18 protein-coding genes are annotated in these 23,021 nt (G+C 64.1%); 4 read left to right on the forward strand and 14 right to left on the reverse strand.

Features of this window, described 5'->3' with window-relative positions:
* Positions 1–275 precede the first annotated feature (275 nt).
* A complete protein-coding gene (locus M9890_10025; GenBank protein ID MCO5177293.1) occupies positions 276–2,192 on the forward strand; it encodes an ABC transporter substrate-binding protein in 1,917 nt (638 codons plus the stop codon).
* An 82-nt stretch (positions 2,193–2,274) separates the two neighbouring features.
* Here M9890_10025 and M9890_10030 read toward each other — a convergent pair whose 3' ends face one another.
* The 4 genes from M9890_10030 to M9890_10045 form a co-directional block, all read right to left on the reverse strand.
* Entirely contained in the window at positions 2,275–4,059 is a 1,785-nt protein-coding gene (locus M9890_10030; protein ID MCO5177294.1) for a M28 family peptidase, read from the reverse strand.
* A gap of 109 nt (positions 4,060–4,168) precedes the next feature.
* Positions 4,169–6,079, reverse strand: coding sequence for a S9 family peptidase (locus M9890_10035; protein MCO5177295.1), 1,911 nt, complete (start codon positions 6,077–6,079; stop codon positions 4,169–4,171).
* A gap of 99 nt (positions 6,080–6,178) precedes the next feature.
* Entirely contained in the window at positions 6,179–8,077 is a 1,899-nt protein-coding gene (locus tag M9890_10040) for a S9 family peptidase (protein MCO5177296.1), read from the reverse strand.
* 101 nt (positions 8,078–8,178) lie between these two features.
* Complete coding sequence (locus tag M9890_10045; GenBank protein ID MCO5177297.1) at positions 8,179–8,943, reverse strand: hypothetical protein; 765 nt, start codon at positions 8,941–8,943, stop codon at positions 8,179–8,181.
* Positions 8,944–9,080: 137 nt separating this feature from the next.
* Here M9890_10045 and M9890_10050 point away from each other — a divergent pair, with 137 nt between their 5' ends.
* Positions 9,081–10,538, forward strand: a complete 1,458-nt coding sequence (locus M9890_10050; GenBank protein ID MCO5177298.1) for an aminotransferase class I/II-fold pyridoxal phosphate-dependent enzyme — start codon at positions 9,081–9,083, stop codon at positions 10,536–10,538.
* A gap of 33 nt (positions 10,539–10,571) precedes the next feature.
* On the forward strand, positions 10,572–11,237 hold the full coding sequence (locus M9890_10055; protein ID MCO5177299.1) for an HAD family phosphatase: 666 nt from the start codon (positions 10,572–10,574) through the stop codon (positions 11,235–11,237).
* Here M9890_10055 and M9890_10060 read toward each other — a convergent pair.
* From M9890_10060 to M9890_10095, 8 genes are all read right to left on the reverse strand, one after another.
* Positions 11,234–12,211: a hypothetical protein gene (locus M9890_10060; protein ID MCO5177300.1), complete on the reverse strand. Its 978-nt coding sequence runs from the start codon at positions 12,209–12,211 to the stop codon at positions 11,234–11,236. The two genes, M9890_10055 and M9890_10060, sit on opposite strands and share 4 nt — an antisense overlap.
* A gap of 66 nt (positions 12,212–12,277) precedes the next feature.
* The gene (locus M9890_10065; protein MCO5177301.1) at positions 12,278–12,988 is read right to left on the reverse strand and encodes a haloacid dehalogenase-like hydrolase; all 711 of its coding nucleotides are present in this window, start codon (positions 12,986–12,988) and stop codon (positions 12,278–12,280) included.
* Positions 12,985–14,328, reverse strand: a complete 1,344-nt coding sequence (locus tag M9890_10070; GenBank protein MCO5177302.1) for a M20/M25/M40 family metallo-hydrolase — start codon at positions 14,326–14,328, stop codon at positions 12,985–12,987. Before M9890_10070 ends, M9890_10065 begins: the two co-directional genes overlap by 4 nt.
* A gap of 419 nt (positions 14,329–14,747) precedes the next feature.
* Positions 14,748–15,272 (reverse strand): CpXC domain-containing protein, encoded by a 525-nt coding sequence (locus M9890_10075; GenBank protein ID MCO5177303.1) that lies wholly within the window; start codon positions 15,270–15,272, stop codon positions 14,748–14,750.
* A 28-nt stretch (positions 15,273–15,300) separates the two neighbouring features.
* Positions 15,301–16,329 (reverse strand): hypothetical protein, encoded by a 1,029-nt coding sequence (locus M9890_10080; GenBank protein MCO5177304.1) that lies wholly within the window; start codon positions 16,327–16,329, stop codon positions 15,301–15,303.
* Positions 16,330–16,340: 11 nt separating this feature from the next.
* Entirely contained in the window at positions 16,341–16,730 is a 390-nt protein-coding gene (gene queF, locus M9890_10085) for a preQ(1) synthase (GenBank protein MCO5177305.1), read from the reverse strand.
* Between the two features lie 267 nt (positions 16,731–16,997).
* Positions 16,998–18,500, reverse strand: a complete 1,503-nt coding sequence (locus M9890_10090; protein ID MCO5177306.1) for an ABC transporter substrate-binding protein — start codon at positions 18,498–18,500, stop codon at positions 16,998–17,000.
* 85 nt (positions 18,501–18,585) lie between these two features.
* Entirely contained in the window at positions 18,586–19,269 is a 684-nt protein-coding gene (locus M9890_10095) for a helix-turn-helix transcriptional regulator (GenBank protein MCO5177307.1), read from the reverse strand.
* Positions 19,270–19,447: 178 nt separating this feature from the next.
* On the opposite strand from M9890_10095, the gene M9890_10100 reads away from it, so the two are divergent.
* Complete coding sequence (locus M9890_10100) at positions 19,448–20,659, forward strand: acyl-CoA/acyl-ACP dehydrogenase (GenBank protein MCO5177308.1); 1,212 nt, start codon at positions 19,448–19,450, stop codon at positions 20,657–20,659.
* Positions 20,660–20,671: 12 nt separating this feature from the next.
* Here M9890_10100 and M9890_10105 read toward each other — a convergent pair whose 3' ends face one another.
* Entirely contained in the window at positions 20,672–22,693 is a 2,022-nt protein-coding gene (locus M9890_10105; GenBank protein MCO5177309.1) for a thioredoxin domain-containing protein, read from the reverse strand.
* Positions 22,694–22,778: 85 nt separating this feature from the next.
* Positions 22,779–23,021: tryptophan synthase subunit alpha (locus M9890_10110; GenBank protein ID MCO5177310.1), on the reverse strand; the 243-nt coding region annotated here is incomplete at its 5' end.

The raw sequence follows: 23,021 nt of genomic DNA on the forward strand, positions 1-23,021 counted from the left end.
GATCTGGCCAACTTCATCAAGCGCGAAGAGGAACGCCTGCGCCGCGAAGTCGCCACGTTGAGACTGCGGCGACGACGACTGCTCAGCTCGGTCGAAGGCCGACGGCAGGAGCTGACAAAAGCGTCCGACTGATGCCTTGACGTCGTATTACGATACGATGATCGCCTTGCAGTTTCGCTATAGACAGCAAGACAGACTTTCCGTACGATGCCAGACGCTTGCCGTCTGGTAGGCGGACGTGGGAGTCGGGTGTTGCGAAGAGTGGAGGATCAACCGTGGGCGACGACCTGGAACGGGTCCGCAGTACATTGCAGAACGCGCGTCAGACGCGGATGTCTCGGCGTGGCTTTCTGGGGAAATCAATCATTGGCGCGGCAGGGCTGACCGTCCTCGGTGGCCTGTTGGCGGCTTGCGGCGGTGACGACGAGGAGACACCGGCAGCGGCAACCAGCACGACCGCACCGGAGTCCGGCGCCGAGCCGACATCCACTGAGGCTGCTGCTGAAGAGAGCCCAACAGAAGCTCCCGAGGCGACGGAAGCAACCGAAGAGGGAAGCCCCGAAGCCGAAGCGACCGAGCCGGGATCACCGGAGGCCGGTGGCGGCACGCGCATCGACGGTGGCGACCGGCTGATGGGCAAGGATATTGAGGAGCCGGGGCAAACCGGCGGAACGCTGATTCAGGCTGATAGCCTCGATATCCGCACGCTGAACCCGATCCTGCAGAACGACGTGCCGTCGGGCAACGTCATTTCACTCATCCTCGAGAGCATGATCGAAACCAATCCGGATTCGCTGGAGCCGACTGGCAACCTGGCTGTCTCCTGGGAGGTGAACGAGGACGCCTCGGAATGGACGTTCTATCTGCGCGATGGCGTGACCTGGCACGACGGCGAGCCATTCACCGGACAAGACGTCAAGATGACGTACGACCTGTTCATGAACCCGGACAGCGGCTCGAACCAGACATCGACGTTGACCTCGAAGATCGACACTGTCGAGCTGATTGATGACTTCACAGTTCACTTCAAGCTGAAGCTGCCAGTCGTTGACTTCCCGATCGACTCGGGCAGCTTCCGCATTCTGGCAAACCACGTCTGGGGCGACATTGAGCCTTCCCAGGTTCAGCAGGATCCAGGCTCGACCGGCAACGATCCGTCGCGGGTCGTTGGCACTGGGCCGTTCAAGTTCAAGGAGTGGATCACCAGCGACCACGTGACGCTGGAGCGCAACGACGACTACTGGGATGGTGCCCCGGCGCTCGACGAGTTCATCTACAAGATCGTGCCGGATACGGCATCCGCCATTCAGCAGCTGAAGACGGGCGAAGTTGATGTCTATGTCGGTGTCGAAGGATCGCAGGTTGCGGACTTCGAGAACACCGATGTGAACATCGAGGTCTACCCGCAGCTGAGCTTCACGTTCTACGGCACGAACATGGACGAGTCGATCACGACGAAGTTCGTGGACGCAAAGGTGCGTCAGGCGCTGATGTATGCGCTCGATCGCCAGGCGATCGTCGACAACATCTACTTCGGTTACGGCGAGGTCGCCATCGGAACGCTGCCAACCGCATCGTGGGCGGCGAACCCGGAGGGCATCGAGCCGGACCTGCGCTACGACTACGACCCGGACAAGGCCAACGCCCTACTGGACGAGGCCGGCTGGATGGCCGGGAGCGATGGCGTCCGCGAGAAGGACGGCCAGCGCATGTCGTTCGACATGTATGGCATCTCCGGCAACAACATCGCCGTGCAGTCGTTGCAGGCGATGCAGGAGTACTGGAAGGCTGTTGGCGTCGAGATGACGCCGCAACCGGAGCCGTTCCAGCAACTCGTCTCGCGCATCACCGAGACGTTTGACTTCGAGATCTTCCTCGTCGGATTCAGCTGGGATGCGACGCCGGATCAGTCGGCGATGTGGGCCTGCGATTCGTACAAGGCGGGCTTCAACATGGTCAAGTACTGCAACCCGGAGGTGGATGATCTGCTGAAGCAGGCGGCGGCAGAGCCGGACAAGCAGAAGCGCATCGAGCTCTACACCGAGTTCCAGAACAAGCTGCTTGTCGACATCCCGATGGGTGTGACGGTGTTCAGCCAGGGCATCACCGGCGTCAACAAGCGCGTGCACAACTTCTTCCCGAGCCAGCAGAACACCCGGTTCAACGCTGAGACCTGGTGGGTCGAGCAGTAGGAGCTCGGCGCTTCAGATGGGATCAACGAGGGCGGCCAGATGGCCGCCCTCGTTCGTTGTCTGCCGGGGCAGATGTTACGGGCTAATCGTGGGGTTCCTGCCACTCGATTGCTTGCTCGACGGTGGCGACTGCCTGGATCAGCTCCCAGACGACTGCGTTCTGGCTACGCCGCAGTTCGTTGAGCAGCACCTGTCTCGCGTCAGCATCGGCGTCCGGAAGCTGCAAGGCACTGGCGAGCGCCGGGAGTGTGGCGATGGCGCGGGCAGGATCCTGGCGGAAGCGCCCGTCCTGCGTGTAGCCGAGCGTGACGAGAATGCGAGCGATGTCAACCTGGGCATCGTTGGCGGCAGTGCGCCGGTCTTTATCGTCGCCGATTGTCGTGAACATCTCGTACATCTCGTCGAGCGCATCACGCAACGCTTCGAGCGCGTCCTGCGTCGGCTCCAGATCAATGTCGTGTCCGGCAGCGTCCTGATAACGGGAGACGGCGGCGCGTAGCTCGTCGACGGTCGCGCGGTAGTCGAAAGGCAGAACTGGCGCATTGACCGTGCGGACGATGGCGGTGGCGTAGACACGCATGTCGCGGAGCAGGTTGTCACGGTCGGCGACGTCGAGCGTGTCGTCTTCGGTGTGCCAGGCGATGTTGCCGCCGCAGCCACCAACCGGGTAGTAGCCCTTCTCGGCGACGAGGTCCTGCGGCATGGTCGAGGAGAGCATGAAGTAGGTCGTGACGCCGAGGTTGTTGAACGAGCAGTCTCCGGCGCGCAGGACGTGGCCCTCGCCGGAGGAGTCCAGGCCGGTGACGTCGCGGATGACCGACTGCGCGAAATCGCCCGCCTCGCTCATCCACGACACGTTTTCGTAGACCGACGCCCAACGGCAGCCGGGAGAGTCGCAGTTCACGTGGGCAATGCAATGCTGCAGGATGTCGTGCGCGTACTCTTCGGCGTACCAGGTTGAGCCGGCGTAACGGCCGTGCGAGTGGCCGCTCCACCAGGCTACGCGGATCGCGCGGTCCAGCTTGTCGCTATGGTTGCTGAAGACACGAGCCAGCTCCAGCAGGGTCGCGTCGCCGGTGGCGTTGTCGCCGACGCCGACGTGCCACGAGTCTATGTGGCCGTGAAAGAGCAGAAAGTCGTCGGACTCGTTGCGTCCGGGGATCTCAGCGACGACGACCGGGATCTGCCGCCAGCTGGTGTCGGTCTGGTTGGAGAACGCGACGCGTACCGGGCCACTCGCGAGCATGTCTATGAGCGCCTGCCCGTCCGGGCGGTTGATCGCCAGGATCGGGACCGGCGGCGTGCGATCGGTCGAGGTGAGGTCGGGTGAACCCCAGCTCGTCGTCGTAATGCCTTCGTGGATGCGCTCGCCCGGATTGATGAACAGCGCGGCGACTGCGCCAGACCCGGCGAGATCAAATCCGCGCGCGGCTATCCCGAGTCCCTCGGTCATGACGATCTTACCGCGCAGGTCCTGGCCGGCAGCGGTGCGCTGGTCGGAGAACAGCTCGTTGATTCCTGCCGCCTGGGAGCCGGGGATGTAGACGAGTTCGGCCTCGACTTCTTCGCCGGCGGTCGTCGGCGAGAAAGAAGGCGTTTTGACGGTGAAGCTGCGTCCGGCAGGCCCAATAGTCCGCAGGGTCGCCGGGCCGGGCAGACTGATCAGGCAGGTCGGGTGGTGGACCGCGTGCTCGATTCCCCAATCGGTGAGGCGGGTTGTGATGTAGTCCACCGCGCGCGCCTCGTCGTCGGAGCCGGAAAGGCGCGTGAGCGTGCTGAATTGCTCGACGAGCGCCCAGGGCTCATCAAGCGAAATGTCGGCCAGGATGGCAGCCTCGGTGGCAGGGTCACGCCAGGCAGGGTCCATGTGCTCTTCCTCCGGATGTGGGACGGATAGATGGCGTCATTGTACGCGGACACGCTGACACCTGGGCTGCAGCCGTGCGCGACACACACACGGCTGCAGCTCGGACTGATCAGGAATCTCGCGTTTCCACGTCCGGATCCAGGTAGCGGTCGAACCAGCCGACCAGTCGCTGGAGCAGGTCAAGCTCGAAGGCGCGCTCGTGGAAGGCGTGCCCTTGACGCGGGTACGAGGCCATTTCGGCATCGGTGCCGCTCGCCTTGACCGAGTGATAGAGCTCGGTGCCCTGCGTCACCGGTACGCGCACGTCGGCCTGTCCGTGCAGAACCAGCGTCGGCGTGGTGCCCTTGCCGGCATAGCGCAGCGGGGAGTGGAACCATGGGCGATCCGGGTCGGCATTCACCACGCCGACATCCCACTCATCGTACGGGCGGATGTCGGTCGTGCCGATCTTGGAGACCCAGTTCGTGCAGGCAGCCCCCGCGACGGACGCCTTGAAGCGGTCGGTATGACCGATCGCCCAGGCTGCCATGAATCCGCCGAACGACCAGCCGCAGATGCCGAGTCGATCCGGGTCGGCGACTCCGCGTTCGATGAGCATGTCGATGCCGGTCATGATGTCATCGAAGTCACCACCGCCGAAATCGAAGCGATTGATGCCGGTAAACGCGCGACCGCGCCCAGTGCTGCCGCGCGGGTTTGGCATGAAGACGGCATAGCCTGCGGCGGTCAGGATCTGGCCCCAGTCGTGCCAGGTGCCGTGGAACCAGTTACCCCACTGCCAGGTCGGGCCACCATGAATCGCCGCGACCAACGGGTAACAGGCATTGAGATCGCTACCCGGCGGTAGCATCAGCCAGCCGTGGATGACCATACCGTCACTCGCCATCCACTCAATCGACTCCATGTCGGACAGATCAACGCCACGGATCTGCGGGTTCAGGTCGGTCAGGCAGACGAGATCACCACCGAGCGGACCGGCGTATATGTTGGCCGGATGATCGGGGAACGCCCCGGCGACGGCGATCATGCCGTTTCGGACATCCCAGCCGGCACGCGCTTCTACCCAGGCGTCAGCGAGCGCTGGGCCCAACGAGAGCTGCTCCCATTCCGGGCTGTCGGCTACGCCGCGATCAATACGGGTGCGCTGGATCTCGACGGAGTGAACGAGCAGGTCGTCACCAACGAAGAGCGCGGCATTCGGGGTCATGTCGCGGTCGTCGATGATGGTGACAGCGCCGGACGCGACGTCGACGACGATGACGTTGGTTGCGTCACGCTGGGATACCTGTGCCCCGATCACGGCGATGCGGCGACCATCGTCAGACCAGAGCGGCGTGCCGGGGAAGCTGCACAGGCGCAGCAGCTCGCGCTGCCCGGTGCCATCGACGGCGCAGACAACGAGGCGGACATTGTCCCAGGCGTCGGCCAGCGCGTCAGTGTCGGAGATCAGCGCGGCGATCGTCGCGCCATCAGGCGACCAGGCGAAGCCCCAGACATGGCAATCGCGCGGCCCAATGACCTCGGGCGGCCCGCCGGTGACGGGAACCTGTGCGAGTCCGCGAGGGCGTGCGAGCGTGCTTTCGAGGCGAATCTCCTGCGGCAGGTCAGGCTCGCCGGCCAGCGCCTTGCGTCGAGCGGTGAACGCGATTGAGCGGCCATCCGGGGCGAACGTCGGGCTGGAAACGCCGCCATCGATCTGAGTCAGGCCGAGTGGTTCACCACCGCCGACCGGGACAACGTGTAGTTGCTGCGTGCCCTGCTGAGCACGATCGGACAGGAACGCGACGTTCGAGCCGTCAGGCGACCAGGTTGCGGCCGTGTTGTTGTGGTTGCTGCCGGTGAGCGCACGCGGGAAGCCTGAGCCATCTGCGGGGACGACGAAGATCGTGCTGGTGCGGGCAGATGTGCGGTGGCCGATCGGCTCGACGCGATAGAGAACGTGGCTGCCGTCCGGCGACAGCCTGATCTCGGACGGGACACGCAGGTCGACGGCCATTTCTGGAGTGTAGGGTCTGGACATGCAATCTCCATTCTGGGGTGCGGTCGGCATGGGTTGGGCGAACAGATGCGCCGTGTCTGACTATCAAAGGCAGTCAGACACGGCGTTGGACGGTACGGGTCAATCCTGCGTTGGACCGAGGTAGCGCTCAAACCAGCCGACGAGGCGCTGGAGCAGGTCAAGCTCGAAGGCGCGCTCGAAGGCGTGGCCCTGGCGCGGGTAGGAGACCATTTCGGTATCGACCCCGGCGGCCCGGAGCGCGTTGTAGAACTCGGTTCCCTGCGTCACCGGGACACGCACATCCGCCTGACCATGCACGATCAGCGTTGGTGTGGTGGCGTTGCGGGCGTAACGGATCGGCGATCGCTCCCATGGGCGGTCCGGATCCTCGTTTACGGCACCGAGGTTCCACTCATTGAACGGTCGAATATCGGTCGTGCCGATCTTGGAGACCCAGTTCGTGCAGGCCGCGCCGGCGATGGCGGCCTTGAAGCGGTCGGTATGGCCGACGGTCCAGGCGGTCATGAATCCGCCGAACGACCAGCCGCAGATGCCGAGTCGATCCGGATCGGCGACGCCGCGCTCGATGAGCATATCGACGCCGGTCATGATGTCCTCGAAGTCACCACCGCCGAAGTCATAGCGATTCGCGCCGGTGAATGCGCCGCCACGTCCGGTGCTGCCGCGCGGGTTGGGCATGAAGACGGCGTAGCCGTGCGGCACAAGGACCTGACCCCAGTCGTGCCAGGTGCCATGGAACCAGTTACCCCACTGGGCCGATGGACCGCCGTGGATGACGGAGATGAGCGGCAGCGGGCCGGAGCTCGCGTCGTGGTCTGGCGGCAGCATCAGCCAGCCGTAGACTACGGTGCCGTCGGTCGACTTCCACTCGAGCGGCTCCATGCCGACCAGATCGACGTCGCGCAGTTGCGGGTTCAGGTCGGTCAGGCGCTTGGCTGCGCCACCGAGGGCACCGGCGTAAACGTTCATCGGATGGTCAGCGAAGGCTGCGGCCACGGCAATACGTCCTGCGCGCACATCCCAGCCACCACGCATATCGACCCAGGCTTCGGAAAGCTCCGCGCCGAGATCGACCGACTCCCACTCCTCGCCACCCGGATCAACGCGATCGACACGGGTGCGCTGCGTCTCGACTGAGTGGACGACGAGATCGTCTCCGGCGAACGCGACGGCGTTCGGTGACATGCCGCGGTCGTCGAGAACGGTCACGTCGCCAGTGGCAACTTCGACGATGTAGACATTGCGCGAATCATGGTTTTCGGCGACCGAGCCGACGGCGGCGAGATAGCGCCCGTCCTCGGACCAGATCGGTGGAGCCGGAAAACCGGTCAGGCGCAGCAGCTCGCGCTCGTCAGAGCCATCGACGTTGGTGACGACAAGCCGGACGTTGTCCCACGAGTCGGCCAGATTCTCGGTGTCGGAGATGAACGCGGCGATCGTCTGGCCATCCGGCGACCACGCGTAGCCCCAGACGTGTCCCTCGCGCGGACCGATCGTTGTGTGCGGGCCGCCGGTCGGGGCGACGCGGGCGATGCCGTGGGGCCGCCATACTTCGCTGGCGACGCGGATCTCCTTGCGCGGATCGTCTTCTCCGGCCAGCGCCTTGCGGCGCGCGGTGAAGGCGATCGATGCGCCATCGGGAGCAAACGCAACGTTGGAGACGCCGCCGTCGAGATTGGTCAGCCGCAGCGGCTCGCCACCTGTCGAGGGGATGACGTGAAGCTGCTGGCGACCGCGCTCCGGGCGATCGGAGGCGAACGCGATCATGCGGCCGTCTGGCGACCAGGAAGGCGAGGTGTTGTTGTTGTCGCTGCCAGTGATGGCGCGTGGCGGGGCGGAGCCATCGGACGGCACGACGAAGATCGTGCTGGTGCGCTCCGGCTTGCGATGGCCAACGGGCTCGACGCGGAACAGGACCTGGCTGCCGTCCGGCGACAGTTGGACGTCGAACGGGATGCGCAGGTCAACGGCCATCTCAGGGGTATACCGTGTCTTCATTAGCTCTCCATTCACCCAACTCGGCCATTTGCGATTCGCGGTCGTTTAATCGGCGCACGTCCCCAATAACATGCGCTGCGCAGGAGTTCGGACATTCATCCCTACAGTGAATCTTCGCGCTCGGCGGCCTGGAGCTCGTCAACGATGGTGCGCAGGTCACCGGCGCGAGCGTGCATCCGGACGACCGGCTCGCCTTCGTGATCGAAGAAGAGGACATCGACGTGGTCCCCGGCGTCAATGAGCTCCGAGCCGTTGTAGTCGATCTCTACCGTCAGCATCGGAACGGACCCTGACAGGTCGGCGTCGTTCTCGGCGGGCTTGGTGTTCGAAGCAGCGTAGCCCCAGTGGTCGACCAGATCGACCAGCGTGCTGCGCTCATTCGGCGACACGCCGAGATAGATCGACAGATCGATGCGGCTATCACTGATGTGCAGATAGAGGCCGTCCTGCGCGCGCTCGATGGCAACATCACCCGGGAACCAGACATCGTAGATGACAAGCGGACGGGGTGAGTCCTCGTCGTCGTCAGATTCGGATTCGCCATGCGGCCCGCCGATGATCTGCTGCATCAGCGAGTAGTGGGCCAGGCCGTAGAGATAGAGCGATTCGGCGAAGCGAGCGCGGAGGTCGGGATCGACTTCCTCGCCGAATGTATCCTCGATCAATCGTTCCAGCGCGCGCAACATGCGGTCGAACTCATCGACACCACGAAGCTCACGCTCGACGAAGGTGGCGGCGTACCCGTAGGCGGTCGCGATGTCCTCGTAGATCCGATCCACGGAATTCTCGGAGAGAAATTCGCGGATATCATCGAACAGATCGTCCTCGCCGCCGTGGTGACTCGACCGATCGCCATGTGCGGACATCGTGAGGCTCCTCGCTGCGCTCGTCGATCGCATGCAGCAGACCTCTGCCTGCCACTCGCGGCGTACCATACCAGAGGCCAGAAGGTCGCGGAAGACGGCCGGTCCTTCGGGGCCAGCACGAAGAGGAGCCGGATGAGTTGATCGACCAGAATGAAGCGCCGTTCTTCGACGCGCTGCGCGCGTTTGCGACGGGCAGCGGGGTGCCATTCTCGACCCCCGGGCACAAGCGCGGAATCGGCGCGCCACAGGGCATGCGCGATCTGCTGCCGGACGCACTGGGTTGCGACGTACCGCACGGTGGTGGAGTCGATACGACGCACCTGTCGTACGGGCTACTGAAGCGCGCTGAGGCGCTGGCGGCGGCCGCATACAGCGGTGACAGCGCGCGCTACCTGGTCAATGGCAGTACGACTGGTAACGTGGCGATGCTGATGAGCGTTGCCAACGACAGCGACACCGTGCTCGTCACGCGGATGCTGCATAAGTCGCTGATGACCGGCTTGATCCAGAGCGGCGCTCGACCGGTCTATCTCACGCCGGAGATCCATGCCGAGCGCAATCTTCCGATCGGCGTTGCGCCGTCGCAAGTTGCCGAGGCACTCGCGCGTCATGCCGACGCCAGGGCGGTCGTGCTGGCGAGTCCGTCATACGTTGGCATCTCCAGCGATCTCAGGTCGATAGCTGACATTTGCCACGCGGCAAACGTCCCGCTCCTCGTTGACGAAGCGTGGGGGCCGCATCTGCACTTTCATCCGGCCGTCGGGCCATCTGCGATGCAGGCAGGGGCGGATGCTGCGGTATCGAGCACGCACAAGATGCTGGCGGCGCTGACGCAGGGATCGACGCTCGTCGCCCGGCGGGAGCGGATCGACGTTGCGAGGCTGGATACCTTGGTCGACATGACCCAGACGACCAGCCCGTCAGCACTGATCTATGCCTCGCTCGATGCCAGTCGTCGGCAGATGGCGCTCGAAGGCGAGGCGTTGCTGAGCCGCGCCATACACCTGGCGACAGAGCTGCGCAGTAGCCTGACGCGGCTGCCGGGGCTGGCTGTGGTTAGCGACGACATTGTGAGCGCGTCGCCCGGCGCGCGACTCGACCCGACCCGGATCATGATCGATGTTCATCAACTGGGCTGGACCGGCTACGAGGCCGAGGAGTTTCTGCGCACCGAGCACGGCGTCTACGTCGAGATGAGCGACCTGCTGAGCGTCATGCTGCTGATCACAATCGGCGACAGTGAGGAGTCGATCGAGCGGGCGGCTGCAGGGCTCACCGCCATGGCGGCGCAACCGCGACCTGTCCGGCACGCTGCTGCTGCGCGCTCGCTGGGCGAGCTGCTGTACGGCGGTGAGGCGGTCACGACGCCGCGCGAGGCATTCACGCGGCCAAGCAGAGTCGTGTCGGTCGAGGCGTCGATAGGTGAGATCAGCGCCGAGGCGATCACGCCATACCCGCCGGGCGTGCCGATTGTCGCGCCTGGAGAGCGGATTCAGGCGGCGACCGTCGACTATCTGCGCATCGGGCTTCGCGAAGGCATGTATATCTCGGGCATGTCGGACCCAACCTGTGAGACGATACGCGTCATTGCCTGAGCCGTTCCGCAGATACTGGAGACCCCCTCACGAATGACGACGATTGACGCAGTGCTGTTCGACATGGATGGCGTCCTGATCGATTCCGAGCCGGTGCATTTCCGCATGACCGTAGAGACACTGGCGCACTTCGGTCTGCCGGTGCCGAGTGAGCAGGAGTACGACGAATTTCTGTTTGGCCGGCCGGATCGCGATGGATTCAGCGACTGGCTGCTCCGCAAACATCTGGACGCGCCGGTCGATGACCTGCTGATCGAGAAGCTGGCTCGCATGACGCGCGGCTTCGCTGAGCTGGTCGAGCCGTACCGTGATGGGCAGTGGCTGGCACGCGAGCTGGCCGGACATGGCCTGCCGCTGGCGATCGTCACCGGCGGACGGCGAGCGGAGGTCAATATGGTCATTGACCTGTTCGACCTCGGCGACGTCTTCACGGCGGCGATCAGCTCGGACGATGTGCCCGATGGCAAACCAGACCCGGGGCCGTTTCTCGCCGGTGCGGCTGCGCTGGGTGCCGACCCGGCAGCCTGCGTCGTCCTTGAGGACGCGCTGCCAGGACTGCGTGCCGCGCAGGCAGCCGGGATGTGGCCGATCGTGGTTGATCGGCGCGGTGATCCAGCGCGCTTTGCTCCAACTACGCCGGTCGAACGCCTCGATCAGCACGTGCTGGACATGATTCTGGAGCGCGCGAACCGGCGCTAACTGACGAACGCGACCGCTTCGATATCGACCGGCGCATCGTCCGCGACGAGCGTCTCCCACTGCCACTCGCCAGGCTCTGCGCGCAGCAGTCGTCCGCCGGAGCAGATCGCCCAGACGCTGTTGTCCGGCGCTTCGACGAACAGCTCGACCATGTCTCGCATGGGGGATTCCAGACCGCCCGACGCAGACTGCCACGAATCGCCGCCGTCGGATGACACGACGATCCGGCCTTCCCGTCCGACGTGCGGAGCCGGGCCGGCCAGCAGCAGGCTGGTATCGGCGCTGGGGATGAGCGTGGCGCGGGTGTAGTCGTTCTCGACCTTCTCCCAGGTCTGGCCGCCGTCACGCGAGCGCCCGACGCCGCCGAGCTTGTAGTCGCCGCGGTCCGTGTTGCTCTTCAGCGCCGCGTATCCGAGCGAGGCGAAGAGCAGTTGCGGATCGTCAGGGTGGCCGGTGATGTGGTGGATGTCGTCGTCCTGGACAACAGGTGCGATGCTCCACGATTCACCACCGTCCGGGCTATCGAGCAAGCCGCCAATTTCGACCGATGCGAGCAGGCGCTGCCCACCAGTCGGGGCAAAGACGTTGCGCAACGCTCCAGCGCGAGGAGAGTAGGGCAGGTACCACTCCTCAACCGGCGACAGTGCCGGGATGCCTTCGGCCTCCGCCCAGGTCTGGCCCCCGTCGTGGCTGCGATAGAGGCGGGCCGGTTCGGTGCCGGCCAGGATCGCCGAGGCATCCAGCGGGTCAGGCACGATCGTGCGGAAGGCGGACGAGGTCAGGCCGTCCGTGATCTGCTGCCAGGTCTGGCCATCATCTACGCTGCGATAGAGACCATTGCCATAGGTTCCGGCGAGGATGACCGAGCCATCGGCATAGATCGCCGAGACGCGTTCGCCAGGCAGGCCGACTTCAACAAGATTCGTGCCGTCCAGGCGGCAGACACCATTCGACGTGCCAACATAAATCTGCATGCGATCCTCCCTTGAATATGCTTGTATGACGATGGTACCGCGATTCAGGTAACGGGGATACCGCAGTCAGCCGAGGATCTGGCTGACTGCGGCGACGAACGCGCTGGTATCGGAGAGATTCTCCATCAGCACATCCGGGTTGTGATTCGCCAGCGCCGCGACGTCGAAGCGGCCAGTGGCGACGGCGACGACGTGTGCGCCACCCAGGCGCGCAGCGGCGATGTCTGCCGGGGTGTCACCGACCAGCACCGCCTCAGTCGGTGTGAACTGCTCACCCGTGGCGCGGGCCGCCTCGCTGATCGCTTCATCGACGAGATGTCCTCGCTCGACGGCGCGATCGCCCCAGGCACCGAACGTAATGAGCGCGTCCAGCCCGACGGCGCGGAGCTTGGCCTCACCGACGGCCTGACCGTTGCCGGTCAGCGCGCCGACGGTCCAGCCCTGCTCGTGGGCAGCGAGGACGGCCTCCGTCACGCCGGGCAGCAGACGATCCCGCAGACTGGCCTCGGCAGTCGCTTCGACGTAGTGCTGCCCCATGGCCGCCATCATCTCTTCCAGCCGCGCCTCCGACTCGGCGCGGTCAAGGCCGTGGCGTTCGAACAGGATGCGGGCGATCTGGCTATCGAGCATCCCGGCCAGAGGGACACCGTCGAGCGTCACCGGCTTGTTGTAGACCGCCTCAAAGGCACGCGTGAACGCCGCGCCGTGGTGGCGATCCCCGCCGATCAGGATCGTGCCGTCAATATCGAACAGGACAAGCCCACGTTGTCGGTTCACACGCGCGCCGAGCAGTAGCTCACGACGATCTCGAAGAGCGCCTTCGTCGCGAACAGCAGATTGTCGATTGAGACGCGCTCGTCGTGGTTGTGCGCGCCGTTCATCTCCTCAACGGAATACGGTGCCGGGTTGAAGCCGTAGACCTTGACGCCCGGGATCGACTTGGCATCGGTGCCACCGGAGACGAGGAACGGCGCAACTTCGGAGCCCGGATCGATATCGCCCATCACCGCGCGAATGGTGTCGAACAGCTCCGATGCCGGGTCGGCCTCGATCCCGGCCGCGCCACCGCTGCCCACGATCTCGACCTCGTTGCCGAGCAGTGCCTGCACCTCCGCGCGGAACGCGTCCGGGTCCTGACCTGGCAGGATGCGGCCATCAACATCGCAGGTGACTTCGCCGGGGATGACATTGATGCGGTGCCCGCCGTGGATGATCGTCGGTACGGCGGTGTTGCGCGTCGTCGCGCGCAGCGATAGCTTCTCGAACTCGCCGAGCGGCAGGCGATTGAGATTCTCCCAGGTCGGGTTGGCGATGATTTCGTCGATTAGAGTCGACTGCCCACCGAGCGCCGCGCCGAAGGTCCGCAGCATCTCTTCGACCGACGAGGTCATGACGGTCGGAAACTGATGCTCGGTCAGCTTGACCAGAGCGCGACCCATGCGGAGCATCGCAGTGTCGTCGCGCGGGACCGACGCGTGGCCCGGCTCAGCGCGGGCGACGATCTTCATCCGCGCGCCGCCCTTCTCGCCGGTCTGGCAGAGATAGTAGCGTCGGCCTGAGACGTCGATAGCATTGCCGCCACCCTCGTTGATTGCTACCTCAGCGTCGATCAGGTCGCGGTGGTTCTCCCACATCCAGGTCGCGCCGTAGCGACCGCCGGCCTCTTCGTCAGCAAATATGCAGAAAATCAGGTCACGATCGAGCTTCAGGCCCATCCGCTTGATGAGCAGGGTGACAAGCAGTTCCGAGGCAACCAGGTTCTTCGTATCGACCGCGCCGCGACCCCAGATCATGCCGTCGACGATGTCAGCGGCAAACGGCGGATGCTGCCACTTGTCGGCCTCGACCGAGACAACATCGCTGTGGGCCATCAGCATCAGCGGTCGGCCCTTGCCCTCGCCCTCGATGCGCGTCACGAACGAGGCGCGACCCGGCGCACTCTCCAACACATGCGACGACAGACCGACCTCGGCGACGGCATCGCGCAGGTAGTTCGCGACCTGCACTTCGTTGCCCGGCGGGTTGACGGTCTCGAATCGAATCAGGTCCTGAAGCCGAGTGGCGACTTCCTCACGTACTGCATCCCAGTTGACTTGCGTGCCTGCATCAGCCGACATGAACTGCCCTCCATCGTCATCGTTTCAATGCGGGCATGGTAATGCGGACCGGCAGGTGCGGCAACGGGTTGGGGCCGTTTAGTTACGCAGCGTGGCACGCGGGTAGTGGCAATGACTAGCAAGCACTCCCGTGGGTTGGATCGTGTCGAGCGGGTGGGAGATTTCTCGCGTGCGCGCTCGAAATGACAGGGTACAGGGTTGGATGCCAATCTAGCGGGACGTCATTGCCAGCAATGGCGAGCAGTCCGGCCCGACAGCCATCCCTGCCCCCTGTCATCTGCCGCCGGGAGCCAACGCCCAAGGGGCACCCGGGCAATGCCACCCAACAGTGAGAGATCTCTCACTCGTCAGTCGCAGTCCAACACGGGAGAGAGATCTCACTGCAGATCACATCGGCAGGCGTGAGCATGAAATTGCCCCTAGGCGGTTGCGGTGTTGCCCTGGGTGCCGGGGACAAGGTCGCCGGAGGCGAGGCCCTGCTCACGTTCCTGGCTCGCGCGTTCCATCGCGGCGTCAGCGGCTGCCTGTCCACCAAGGAACTTCTCGATCGCCTCATCGAAGCCAAACGCGACATCGACACGGACATCGACATCGGCCCACTTCTCGACGAGGGTTTCGAGCCGCTTCCAGTAGATCTCTTCACCACCACCGGCCTTGAACTCCCAGGCGGGGCGGATCTGGAGGACGAGGTTTTCATCCGGCATGTAGACCGAGAAGATGTGGTCGATCTCGACGTGATACTTGCAGGCCGGGCAGTAGGCATGGTGAATCGACCGGCGCAGGATGCCTTCGAGACCTTTCGGGTCGGTCCCGAAGTTGATGAAGTTTGCAACTGGCGGCGACCACTTTGCGCGGCACTTCGGACACAGCAACTCGGTCTCGGTATAGGCGGTTCTCAACCGCTCTTCACGAACATTGGGATCGGCTGTGGTTTGTTCTGTCATCTTTCGTGCTTCTCCATACAAAGGTCAATCAGCGGCGGTGTACGCCATTCGCCCCGGGCGGCTCACTGCGTTCGATCAACTCCCTGAATATATCAATCGTACGCGTTGGATCGCCCGGACGCGAGCCCCCGGCAGCAGGCGAGCCACGACGGGGATCGAGCAGCGCTTCGGCGATCTCGCGAATCTCGGGATGCGGGCTCATGCGGGCCGCTTCGGCCGTCTCGGGGTTGCGGTGCAGCTGATAGAGCAGGTCGGCGGCATCGTGGGCCAGGGCAGGATCGGGATGGATGACGAAGGCGCTCAGCAGATCGGTAATGGCGCTCGTCGGCATGCGCATACCGATTGCTACGAGGGCGCTGCGACGCAGTTCGATTGGCTGCGATTCGTCCAGCAGGAACGTTGTTGCGCGTTGAAACGTCTCCTCCGGTGCCATCTGCAGGGCGGTCAGCCAGGCGATGCCGCGCACCCGCTCCGAATCACTGCGGACGAGATCGTCGAGGACAGCGAGCAAGTGGTCGGGCGCGGCGTTGGCGAGGAATTCGGCGGCGATGCCACGGGCCTCGGCGGAGTCGCTCGTGAGCGCAGCGCGAGCGATCACCGTGCGACGTGCTGTGCCGAGGTTGAACGGATCCAGCGGATCGAGCACCAGCAAGTAGAGCGTCGATTCAGCGGCAGCGGCGATCTGGACGGTCGCTTCGGCGATGGAGACAAGCCGGTCAGGGTCGTCTTGCAGCCGCTCCCAGAGCGCCATCGCAGCAGAGCCGGTCGCGATGGCGGCGGCATGATCTACGACGGCGTCGATCGGCGCGCGCGCCACGACGCGGTCGAGGGTCGCGTCTCGGCGAGGCGAGCGATAGTCCTGCGCGTATCGCAGCAGCCGAACCGCGACACGGGCATCGAGACCCGGCAGCGACCGGAGCCAGCGCCGCCCGGATGGCTCAGCGACCACGAGATCAACCAGTTGTTGCTGTTCGAGCAACGGCAGCGAAGTGAACGCTGCCTGCTCAACCGGCTCACCGGCGAGGATGCGTGCAGCGATGGCGCTCAACGATGCCATGGTGATGCGGATTACGCGCGGTCTGGTGCCGAGTAGGTCGCAGTGACGGTGGTGTACAGACCGCCGCGGACGTTGAACTTGCCGATGACCGTCGCCTCCCGTGGCGCAATCTTGCCGACGATCTCGTCGAGGATCTGATTCGTGACGGCCTCGTGGAATGCGCCTTCGTTGCGGAACGACCAGTAGTACAGCTTGAGCGACTTCAGCTCGACGCAGAGCTGATCGGGCACGTAGCGCAGGGTGATTTCGGCGAAGTCCGGTTGCCCCGTCACCGGGCAGAGGCAGGTGAACTCCGGCGTATGGATCTCGATGGTGTAGTCGCGATCCGGATTCGGGTTCGGAAAGACCTGAATCTCGTTCGTCGCCGTTGTCGGGTTAGCGCCAAGGAGCGTTGAGGGCATGGATGTGGATACCTCCAGCAAGCGAATACGTGTCATACGACATAAGGATACATTGGCGGGGAGATCGCCTGCGTGATCTGGGTTCGTGTGGGGGTGGGTACCGTAGAAAGGTGTTTGGTGGCCAAAAAGGGCGTATGCGATACGCCCTTCTGGCCAACGACTGATTTGGAATGGCATTCAAGCAAGCCCGACCTAGCCGTTCGCCCGTACCGAACAACACAGCAAAGCGGCGCGCGGTTGTTGGCCGCGCGCCAGTGTACCTGCGTGCTATTTCGCGGGGCGGACGAGGCCGTGGTACCAGAACGGCACGGTGCCGCGGACGCCGTCGGACCAGGACCAGCCGGTGAACTCTTCGCGGTACGGGAGGTGCTCTCCGTGCTGCATGAACGGGACGCGCGCGATGTCGTCGGCGAGGATGGCCTGTAGCTCGCGGTAGTGGCGGCCCCTGGCAGCGCGATCGACGGTGGCGCGGCCGGCACGGATGGCATCGTCAACTGCCGGGTTGTTGTAGCGCATCGTGTTGCGCGGTCCATCGGAGGCGAGGAAGCTGGCCATCAGCTGCGGGTCGGGGCCGATGTCGCCGCTGTCGAGCAGCAGGTCAAACTCGCCGGCGTCCTGGAAGCGTTCCTTCCAGCCAACTGGGTCGACGGACTCGACATCGGCGACGATGCCGATTCGGGCGAGCTGTTCGGCCATGATCTTCGCTGCGACGCCGTAGTGCGAGTAGAGCGAGCGATAGGCCAGACCGACGCGGAAGCGAACGCCATCCTGATCGCGCGGGTAGCCAGCTTCGTCGAGCAGTTGTTCGGCGATGACCGGGTCGAATGCGGGAGCGGCGGCATCCGGGTTGAATGCCCAATCAACGCGTTCGAGATAGTAGTGGGTCGGCGTCGAAGCGAGCGGGCAGACGCCATCGGCGATCGGGCCGCGATCAAACGCGCGCGCAATGGCCTCGCGGACGCGGTGATCCTGGAACATCTCCTTTTGCCAGTTGAACGCGACGAACGCGATGGCGTTGCCGGGATGGAACATCACGTCGATGCCGTCCTTGGCGCGGAAGTCATCGACCTGCTGGCAGGGCACATCCTGGACGACAAAATGCACCTCGCCGGCTTCGAGCATTCGGAAGGCATCCTTCGTGTCGGGGATGACTCGGTAGGTAATGCGCTCGACGTATGGGCCCTCGCGGAAGTAGTCGGGGTTGGCGACGAGCTCGATCCGATCGCCCTGCTCCCACTGCTCGAAGCGGAACGGACCGCTGCCGATCGGGCGCAGGTTGTGCGGATTGGTGGACCAGTCGGTGCCTTCATAGAGGTGCTTCGGCAGGATGTGGGTGAAGACGAACGCGCCGAGCTGCGCCAGGAAAGCGGCGTTAGGCGCTTTCAGGCGGCACTCGACGGTGTGATCATCCAGCGCCACGACGGTATGGATATCCTGCAGCCACGACAGACCGTGATAGCCGTTGATCAGGACCTCGCGATAGGTGTAGGCGACGTCTTCGGCTGTGACCGGCTGGCCGTCGTGCCAGCGCGCATCGCGATTGAGGTGGAAGATATAGCGCGCACCGTCATCGAGGATGTCCCACGAATCGGCCAGGTCGGGGTGAATATCACCACGGTCGAAGACATCGAGCACAACGAGCCTGCTGAAGATGTTGTTGGCCGCGAAGTAACCGCCTGCGCCAGTGTAGTTTCGCCAGACCTCGTTGAATCCCTGCGCGTCGAACGGCACAGCTACAACGAGATGCCCGCTCGGATTGTCGTTCGCCACCTCTGCGTCCTTCCGCTTGCATTCATGTCGCAATCGTTCGGCAGAGCGTAACGGCAAGCGGCGATTTTGGCGAGTGGAGCACGGACTAATCCGCCGCTGCCGGAGCAACGTGAGAGAACATGCTGAGCTGGAACCAGCTGGGAAACAGGCGAACCAGATCGCGGCGACCTTCGAGCTGGACCGCGCCGCTGGCCAACGCAGTCGGGAACGGCAGATGTCCGACCCAGACGCGATGGAGCGCCATCGTATCGGCAGTGGCATAGATATCGACGTCGAAGCCGGGATCAGTCACACAGACTGCCGCCTCTGTCGGCAGCAGCACGAGCCAGTAGCGCTTGCTGGACATGCCGGTGAACTGGAACTGAATGACGACGCGATGAGCGGGTAGCTGGTCGAGGTTGATGCGGCGGTGCATGTCCCAGAGCAGCAGATCGACATCGACGTCCTCTTCGCGGACATCGCGATTCATCCAGCGCGCGCCCCAGACGCCGAGCAAATGAATGACATCGAATAGATCGCGTCCGGCAGCGGTCGGGAGATAGGTGGTGTTCCGACCGGAACCGTCGGCGCGGCGCTCGATCAGGCCGTCGCGCTCCAGCGACTTCAGGCGCTGGGCGAGGACGGAGCGGGAGATGTGCGGCAGACCGCGCTCCAGCTCGTTGAAGTGGCTACTGCCGAGCAGGATCTCGCGCATGATCAGCGGCGTCCAGCGTTCGGCAAACACTTCCGCAGCTTTCGCGACCGGGCAGAACTGACCGTATCCGGGCATGTGCGACTCTCCTGTTGTGGATACATGGTCAACGATAGATCCAGTATGCGGCACACGATCAAGCGATCACCAGACGAGGTTCGAAGATCGAACTAGTCGAGTCCTTTGACACATCTGAGGATGTTGGCAGGAACGACGACGGCGCGAATGTGCGCCGCGGTTTGACTGGAGGACCTCCATGACGACAGCAACCCAATCATGGGTAACCAGCAGCACGACGAAGTTTCAACCTCGACCACTTCGTGAGGGCGATGACCGCTTCGTCGACCTCGCCAGGGACCTTGCACGCGAGTTCGCCGAGCGAGCTTCGCAACATGACCACGACAACACGTTTGTGGCCGAGAACTACGCACGGATGAAGGAGACCGGCTATACCCGGCTGGCGATACCAGCGGAATTCGGCGGACTGGGCGCGTCGATGCGGCAGGTGTTGTACGCGCAGGCGGAGTTGGCCAAGGGCTGCGGATCGACGGCGCTGGCGATCGCGATGCACCACTACAACATGCTGGCACTGAACTATCGTCTGCATCACGGCGCGGATGGCGTGGCGGTGACGCTGCGCAAGATCGCCGACAACAACCTGATCGTGATGACCAGCGGCGGGTCGGACGGCATCTGGCCATCGGCTACTGCAACGCGCACGGACGGCGGCTACCTGTTCAGCGGGCGCAAGGTGTTTTGCAGTCAGGCACCGATCGCTGACCTGATGACGACGATGGCGCGCTACGACGACCCAAACGAAGGGCCGGTGGTGCTGATGGCGGCAGTGGCGGTGCGACAGCCCGCGATTGAGATGGTCGAGACGTGGGATACGCTCGGGATGCGCGGCACGCAGAGCAACGACCTGGTGCTCAATGATGTGTTCGTCAGCGATGCGCAGATCTCGGCGCGTCGCGCGTGGGGCCGCAACGACCCGCCGCTGCGCAACGCGCTGATCCACTTCGCGCCGGTGGTTGCGTCGGTCTACTGGGGCATTGCCGCCGGTGCCCGGGACGAAGCCGTTGCGGCGGTCATGAAGCGCAGCGAGCGCTTCGGATCGGTGCTGACCGACGCTGCTATTCAGCGTCAGGTCGGCGAGATGGACGCGCGGCTCCACGCGGCCTGGTGGGCGCTGCTCGGCGCAGTGACTGAGATCGGAAACGACTACGTGCTCGACGAAGCGACGGCCAACATCATCGTCGTCGGCAAGCGCGAGGTCGTCAACGCTGCGACGGACGTGGTGGATATGGCGATGGACCTGGCCGGCGGCGGCTCGTACTTCCGCCGCTCTCCGATCGAACGCGCCTACCGTGACGTGCGAGCGGGCAAGTTCCATCCGCTAACGCCGGAGAAGACGCTGTTGCACGCCGGACGGCTGGCACTGGGCCTCGACCCGAACGACATCTGGTAGGGCAACGAAGCGTTACTCCGCTCCGACAACCTCCGCCAACTGCGTCAGCATCACCTGCGGATCGGTGGTGGGCAGTTGGCAGGTGAAACCGCGACAGACGTAGGCGGTCGGCTGATCGTCGATCTGCGGGCGGTCGGACAGCAGCGGAACGTGATCGCCGTCGGTGCCAACAGCGACGACTGCGCGCGGCAGGAAAGTCTGACGCAGCGGATCGAGCAGATCAGAGAGATCCGCTGATGTCGGGTCGGCGCTGATAGCGATCTCGGCGACCGGCCCAATGGCGACGTCGGCGGCGCAGAGCAGGCGACCGTAGCCGAGTGCGTTACCGGCGGCGTGAGTCGCCAGACTTGCCAGAACATCGCGGGCGATCTGCTCCAGGTCGCTGCGGCCGCTCAGGTGGGCGAGGCGGAGAAGGACATCGCAGGCGACGCTGTTGCCACTCGGTGTCGCGTTGTCGCTGAAGTCGCGCGGACGGCCGATCAACTGCTCTGCTGACGCACCGGCGTCGAAGAACGATCCATCACTATGGAACTCGTCGACCATCGCCTGCGCGATTTGCTCAGCGAGCGTGAGCCACTGCGGATCAAACGTCGCCTGCCAGGTGGCGAGCAGGCCGTCGACGACGTTCGCGTAGTCCTCCAGGTAGCCATCGATCCGCGCTTCGTCATGCATCCAGACGCGGAAGACGCGTCGGCCATCCCAGAGGTTGTCACGGATGAATGCGGCGTTGGCGATCGATGCCTCGCGGTAGCGGTCGTCGTCGAACGCCCAGGCGGCGGTCGCGATGGCGCGCAGCATCATGCCGTTCCAGGCCGCCAGGACTTTGTCGTCGCGACCGGGGGCTGTCCGGGATTGCCGCGCGTCGAAGAGCGACTGTCGCGCTGCAGCGAGCGGCTCTTCACGCCAGCGCATGCAGTCTTCGGCACGCTGGATGGCGAGGACGTTGCTGCCCTCGAAGTTGCCGCGCCCGCTGATGCCGAGTAGCTCTATGACCTGCGCGGCGAGCTCGTCGTCGTTCAGTGCGGCACGGATCTCGGCTGGTGTCCAGGCGTAGAACTTGCCCTCTTCGCCTTCCGTGTCGGCGTCCTGCGTCGAGTAGAAGCCGCCTTCGGGCGAAGTCATCTCGCGCAACACCCAGTCGATCGTCTCGGAGGCGATCGTGCGGTGGAACGGCTCGTCGGTCACCTGCCAGGCGGCGGTGTAGAGATGCGCCAGCAGAGCGTTGTCGTAGAGCATCTTCTCGAAGTGCGGCACCAGCCAGACTGCGTCAACGGCGTAGCGGTGGAAGCCGCCGCCGACCTGATCGTAGATGCCGCCGCGACCCATCGTGTCCAGCGTGTGCTCAATCATCTGCATGGCGCGCTCGGAGCCGGTGCGCTGATGAACGCGCAGCAGCAGCTCAAGCACCATCGGGGACGGGAACTTGGGAGCGCCGCCGAAGCCGCCGTTGATCCGGTCGTACTGCGGTGCGAGCGAGCGCGCGGCGTCGTCGAGCAGCGACGGTGTCAGCGGTCCGGCGTCGGGCAGAGCCTGGAACTGTGCCTGCAGGGCGGTCGCGAGGCGATCAGCCCCCGAATCCACTTCGGCACGGCGCTGCGACCATGCCTCATGAACGGCCAGGAGGATGCGCGGGAAGCCGGGCATCGGTCCGCGATCGGCGGGCGGGAAGTAAGTGCCGGCATAGAACGGGCGGCCATCGGGCGTGAGAAAAACGGTCATCGGCCAGCCGCCGCTGCCAGAGAGTGCTTGCACGGCACTCATGTAGATGCTGTCGATGTCAGGGCGTTCTTCACGATCCACTTTGATGTTGACGAAATGGGTGTTCATAAGAACGGCCGTTTCCTCATCTTCAAAGGATTCATGCGCCATCACATGACACCAATGACAGGCTGCATAACCAATGCTCAACAGGATCGGCTTATCCAGTTCACGTGCTAATGATAGGGCTTCGTCACCCCACGGATACCAATCAACGGGATTATCGACATGTTGCAGCAAATAGGGGCTTGTTTCGTTTTTTAGATGATTGGGCATAAATTTGTAGAGGCACTCCTGTGTGTGCCCGTTATTGTGGATAGATATAAGGGCAGACATTTGGGTCTGCCCCTAAGATGAATGATTATTTTTCCAACGCAGCCGCCAGTGATTGCACAAATTCGGCGGCTGCCTGCGGTTTGTCGTCGGCCGCATTTACCGCATTAATGAGCGCACTGCCAACAATCACACCATCAGCCAAAGCGCCCACGGAGGCTGCCAATTCTGGCGTGCTGATGCCAAACCCAACTGCCAACGATGCATCTGTTTGCGCACGCACACGCTCGATAAACGCATCCAGATCATGATGCAAGCTGGCACGTGCGCC

Source organism: Thermomicrobiales bacterium, assembly GCA_023954495.1.
GTDB lineage: Bacteria > Chloroflexota > Chloroflexia > Thermomicrobiales > CFX8 > JAMLIA01.

Coding starts and splice junctions, on each gene's coding strand:
- M9890_10030 (MCO5177294.1), bottom strand. CDS start 4,059: ATGGACCCTGCCTGGCGTGACCCTGCCACCGAGGCTGCCATCCTGGCC.
- M9890_10035 (MCO5177295.1), bottom strand. CDS start 6,079: ATGTCCAGACCCTACACTCCAGAAATGGCCGTCGACCTGCGTGTCCCG.
- M9890_10040 (MCO5177296.1), bottom strand. CDS start 8,077: ATGAAGACACGGTATACCCCTGAGATGGCCGTTGACCTGCGCATCCCG.
- M9890_10045 (MCO5177297.1), bottom strand. CDS start 8,943: ATGTCCGCACATGGCGATCGGTCGAGTCACCACGGCGGCGAGGACGAT.
- M9890_10055 (MCO5177299.1), top strand. CDS start 10,572: ATGACGACGATTGACGCAGTGCTGTTCGACATGGATGGCGTCCTGATC.
- M9890_10060 (MCO5177300.1), bottom strand. CDS start 12,211: ATGCAGATTTATGTTGGCACGTCGAATGGTGTCTGCCGCCTGGACGGC.
- M9890_10070 (MCO5177302.1), bottom strand. CDS start 14,328: ATGTCGGCTGATGCAGGCACGCAAGTCAACTGGGATGCAGTACGTGAG.
- M9890_10075 (MCO5177303.1), bottom strand. CDS start 15,272: ATGACAGAACAAACCACAGCCGATCCCAATGTTCGTGAAGAGCGGTTG.
- M9890_10080 (MCO5177304.1), bottom strand. CDS start 16,329: ATGGCATCGTTGAGCGCCATCGCTGCACGCATCCTCGCCGGTGAGCCG.
- queF (MCO5177305.1), bottom strand. CDS start 16,730: ATGCCCTCAACGCTCCTTGGCGCTAACCCGACAACGGCGACGAACGAG.
- M9890_10095 (MCO5177307.1), bottom strand. CDS start 19,269: ATGCCCGGATACGGTCAGTTCTGCCCGGTCGCGAAAGCTGCGGAAGTG.
- M9890_10100 (MCO5177308.1), top strand. CDS start 19,448: ATGACGACAGCAACCCAATCATGGGTAACCAGCAGCACGACGAAGTTT.
- M9890_10105 (MCO5177309.1), bottom strand. CDS start 22,693: ATGCCCAATCATCTAAAAAACGAAACAAGCCCCTATTTGCTGCAACAT.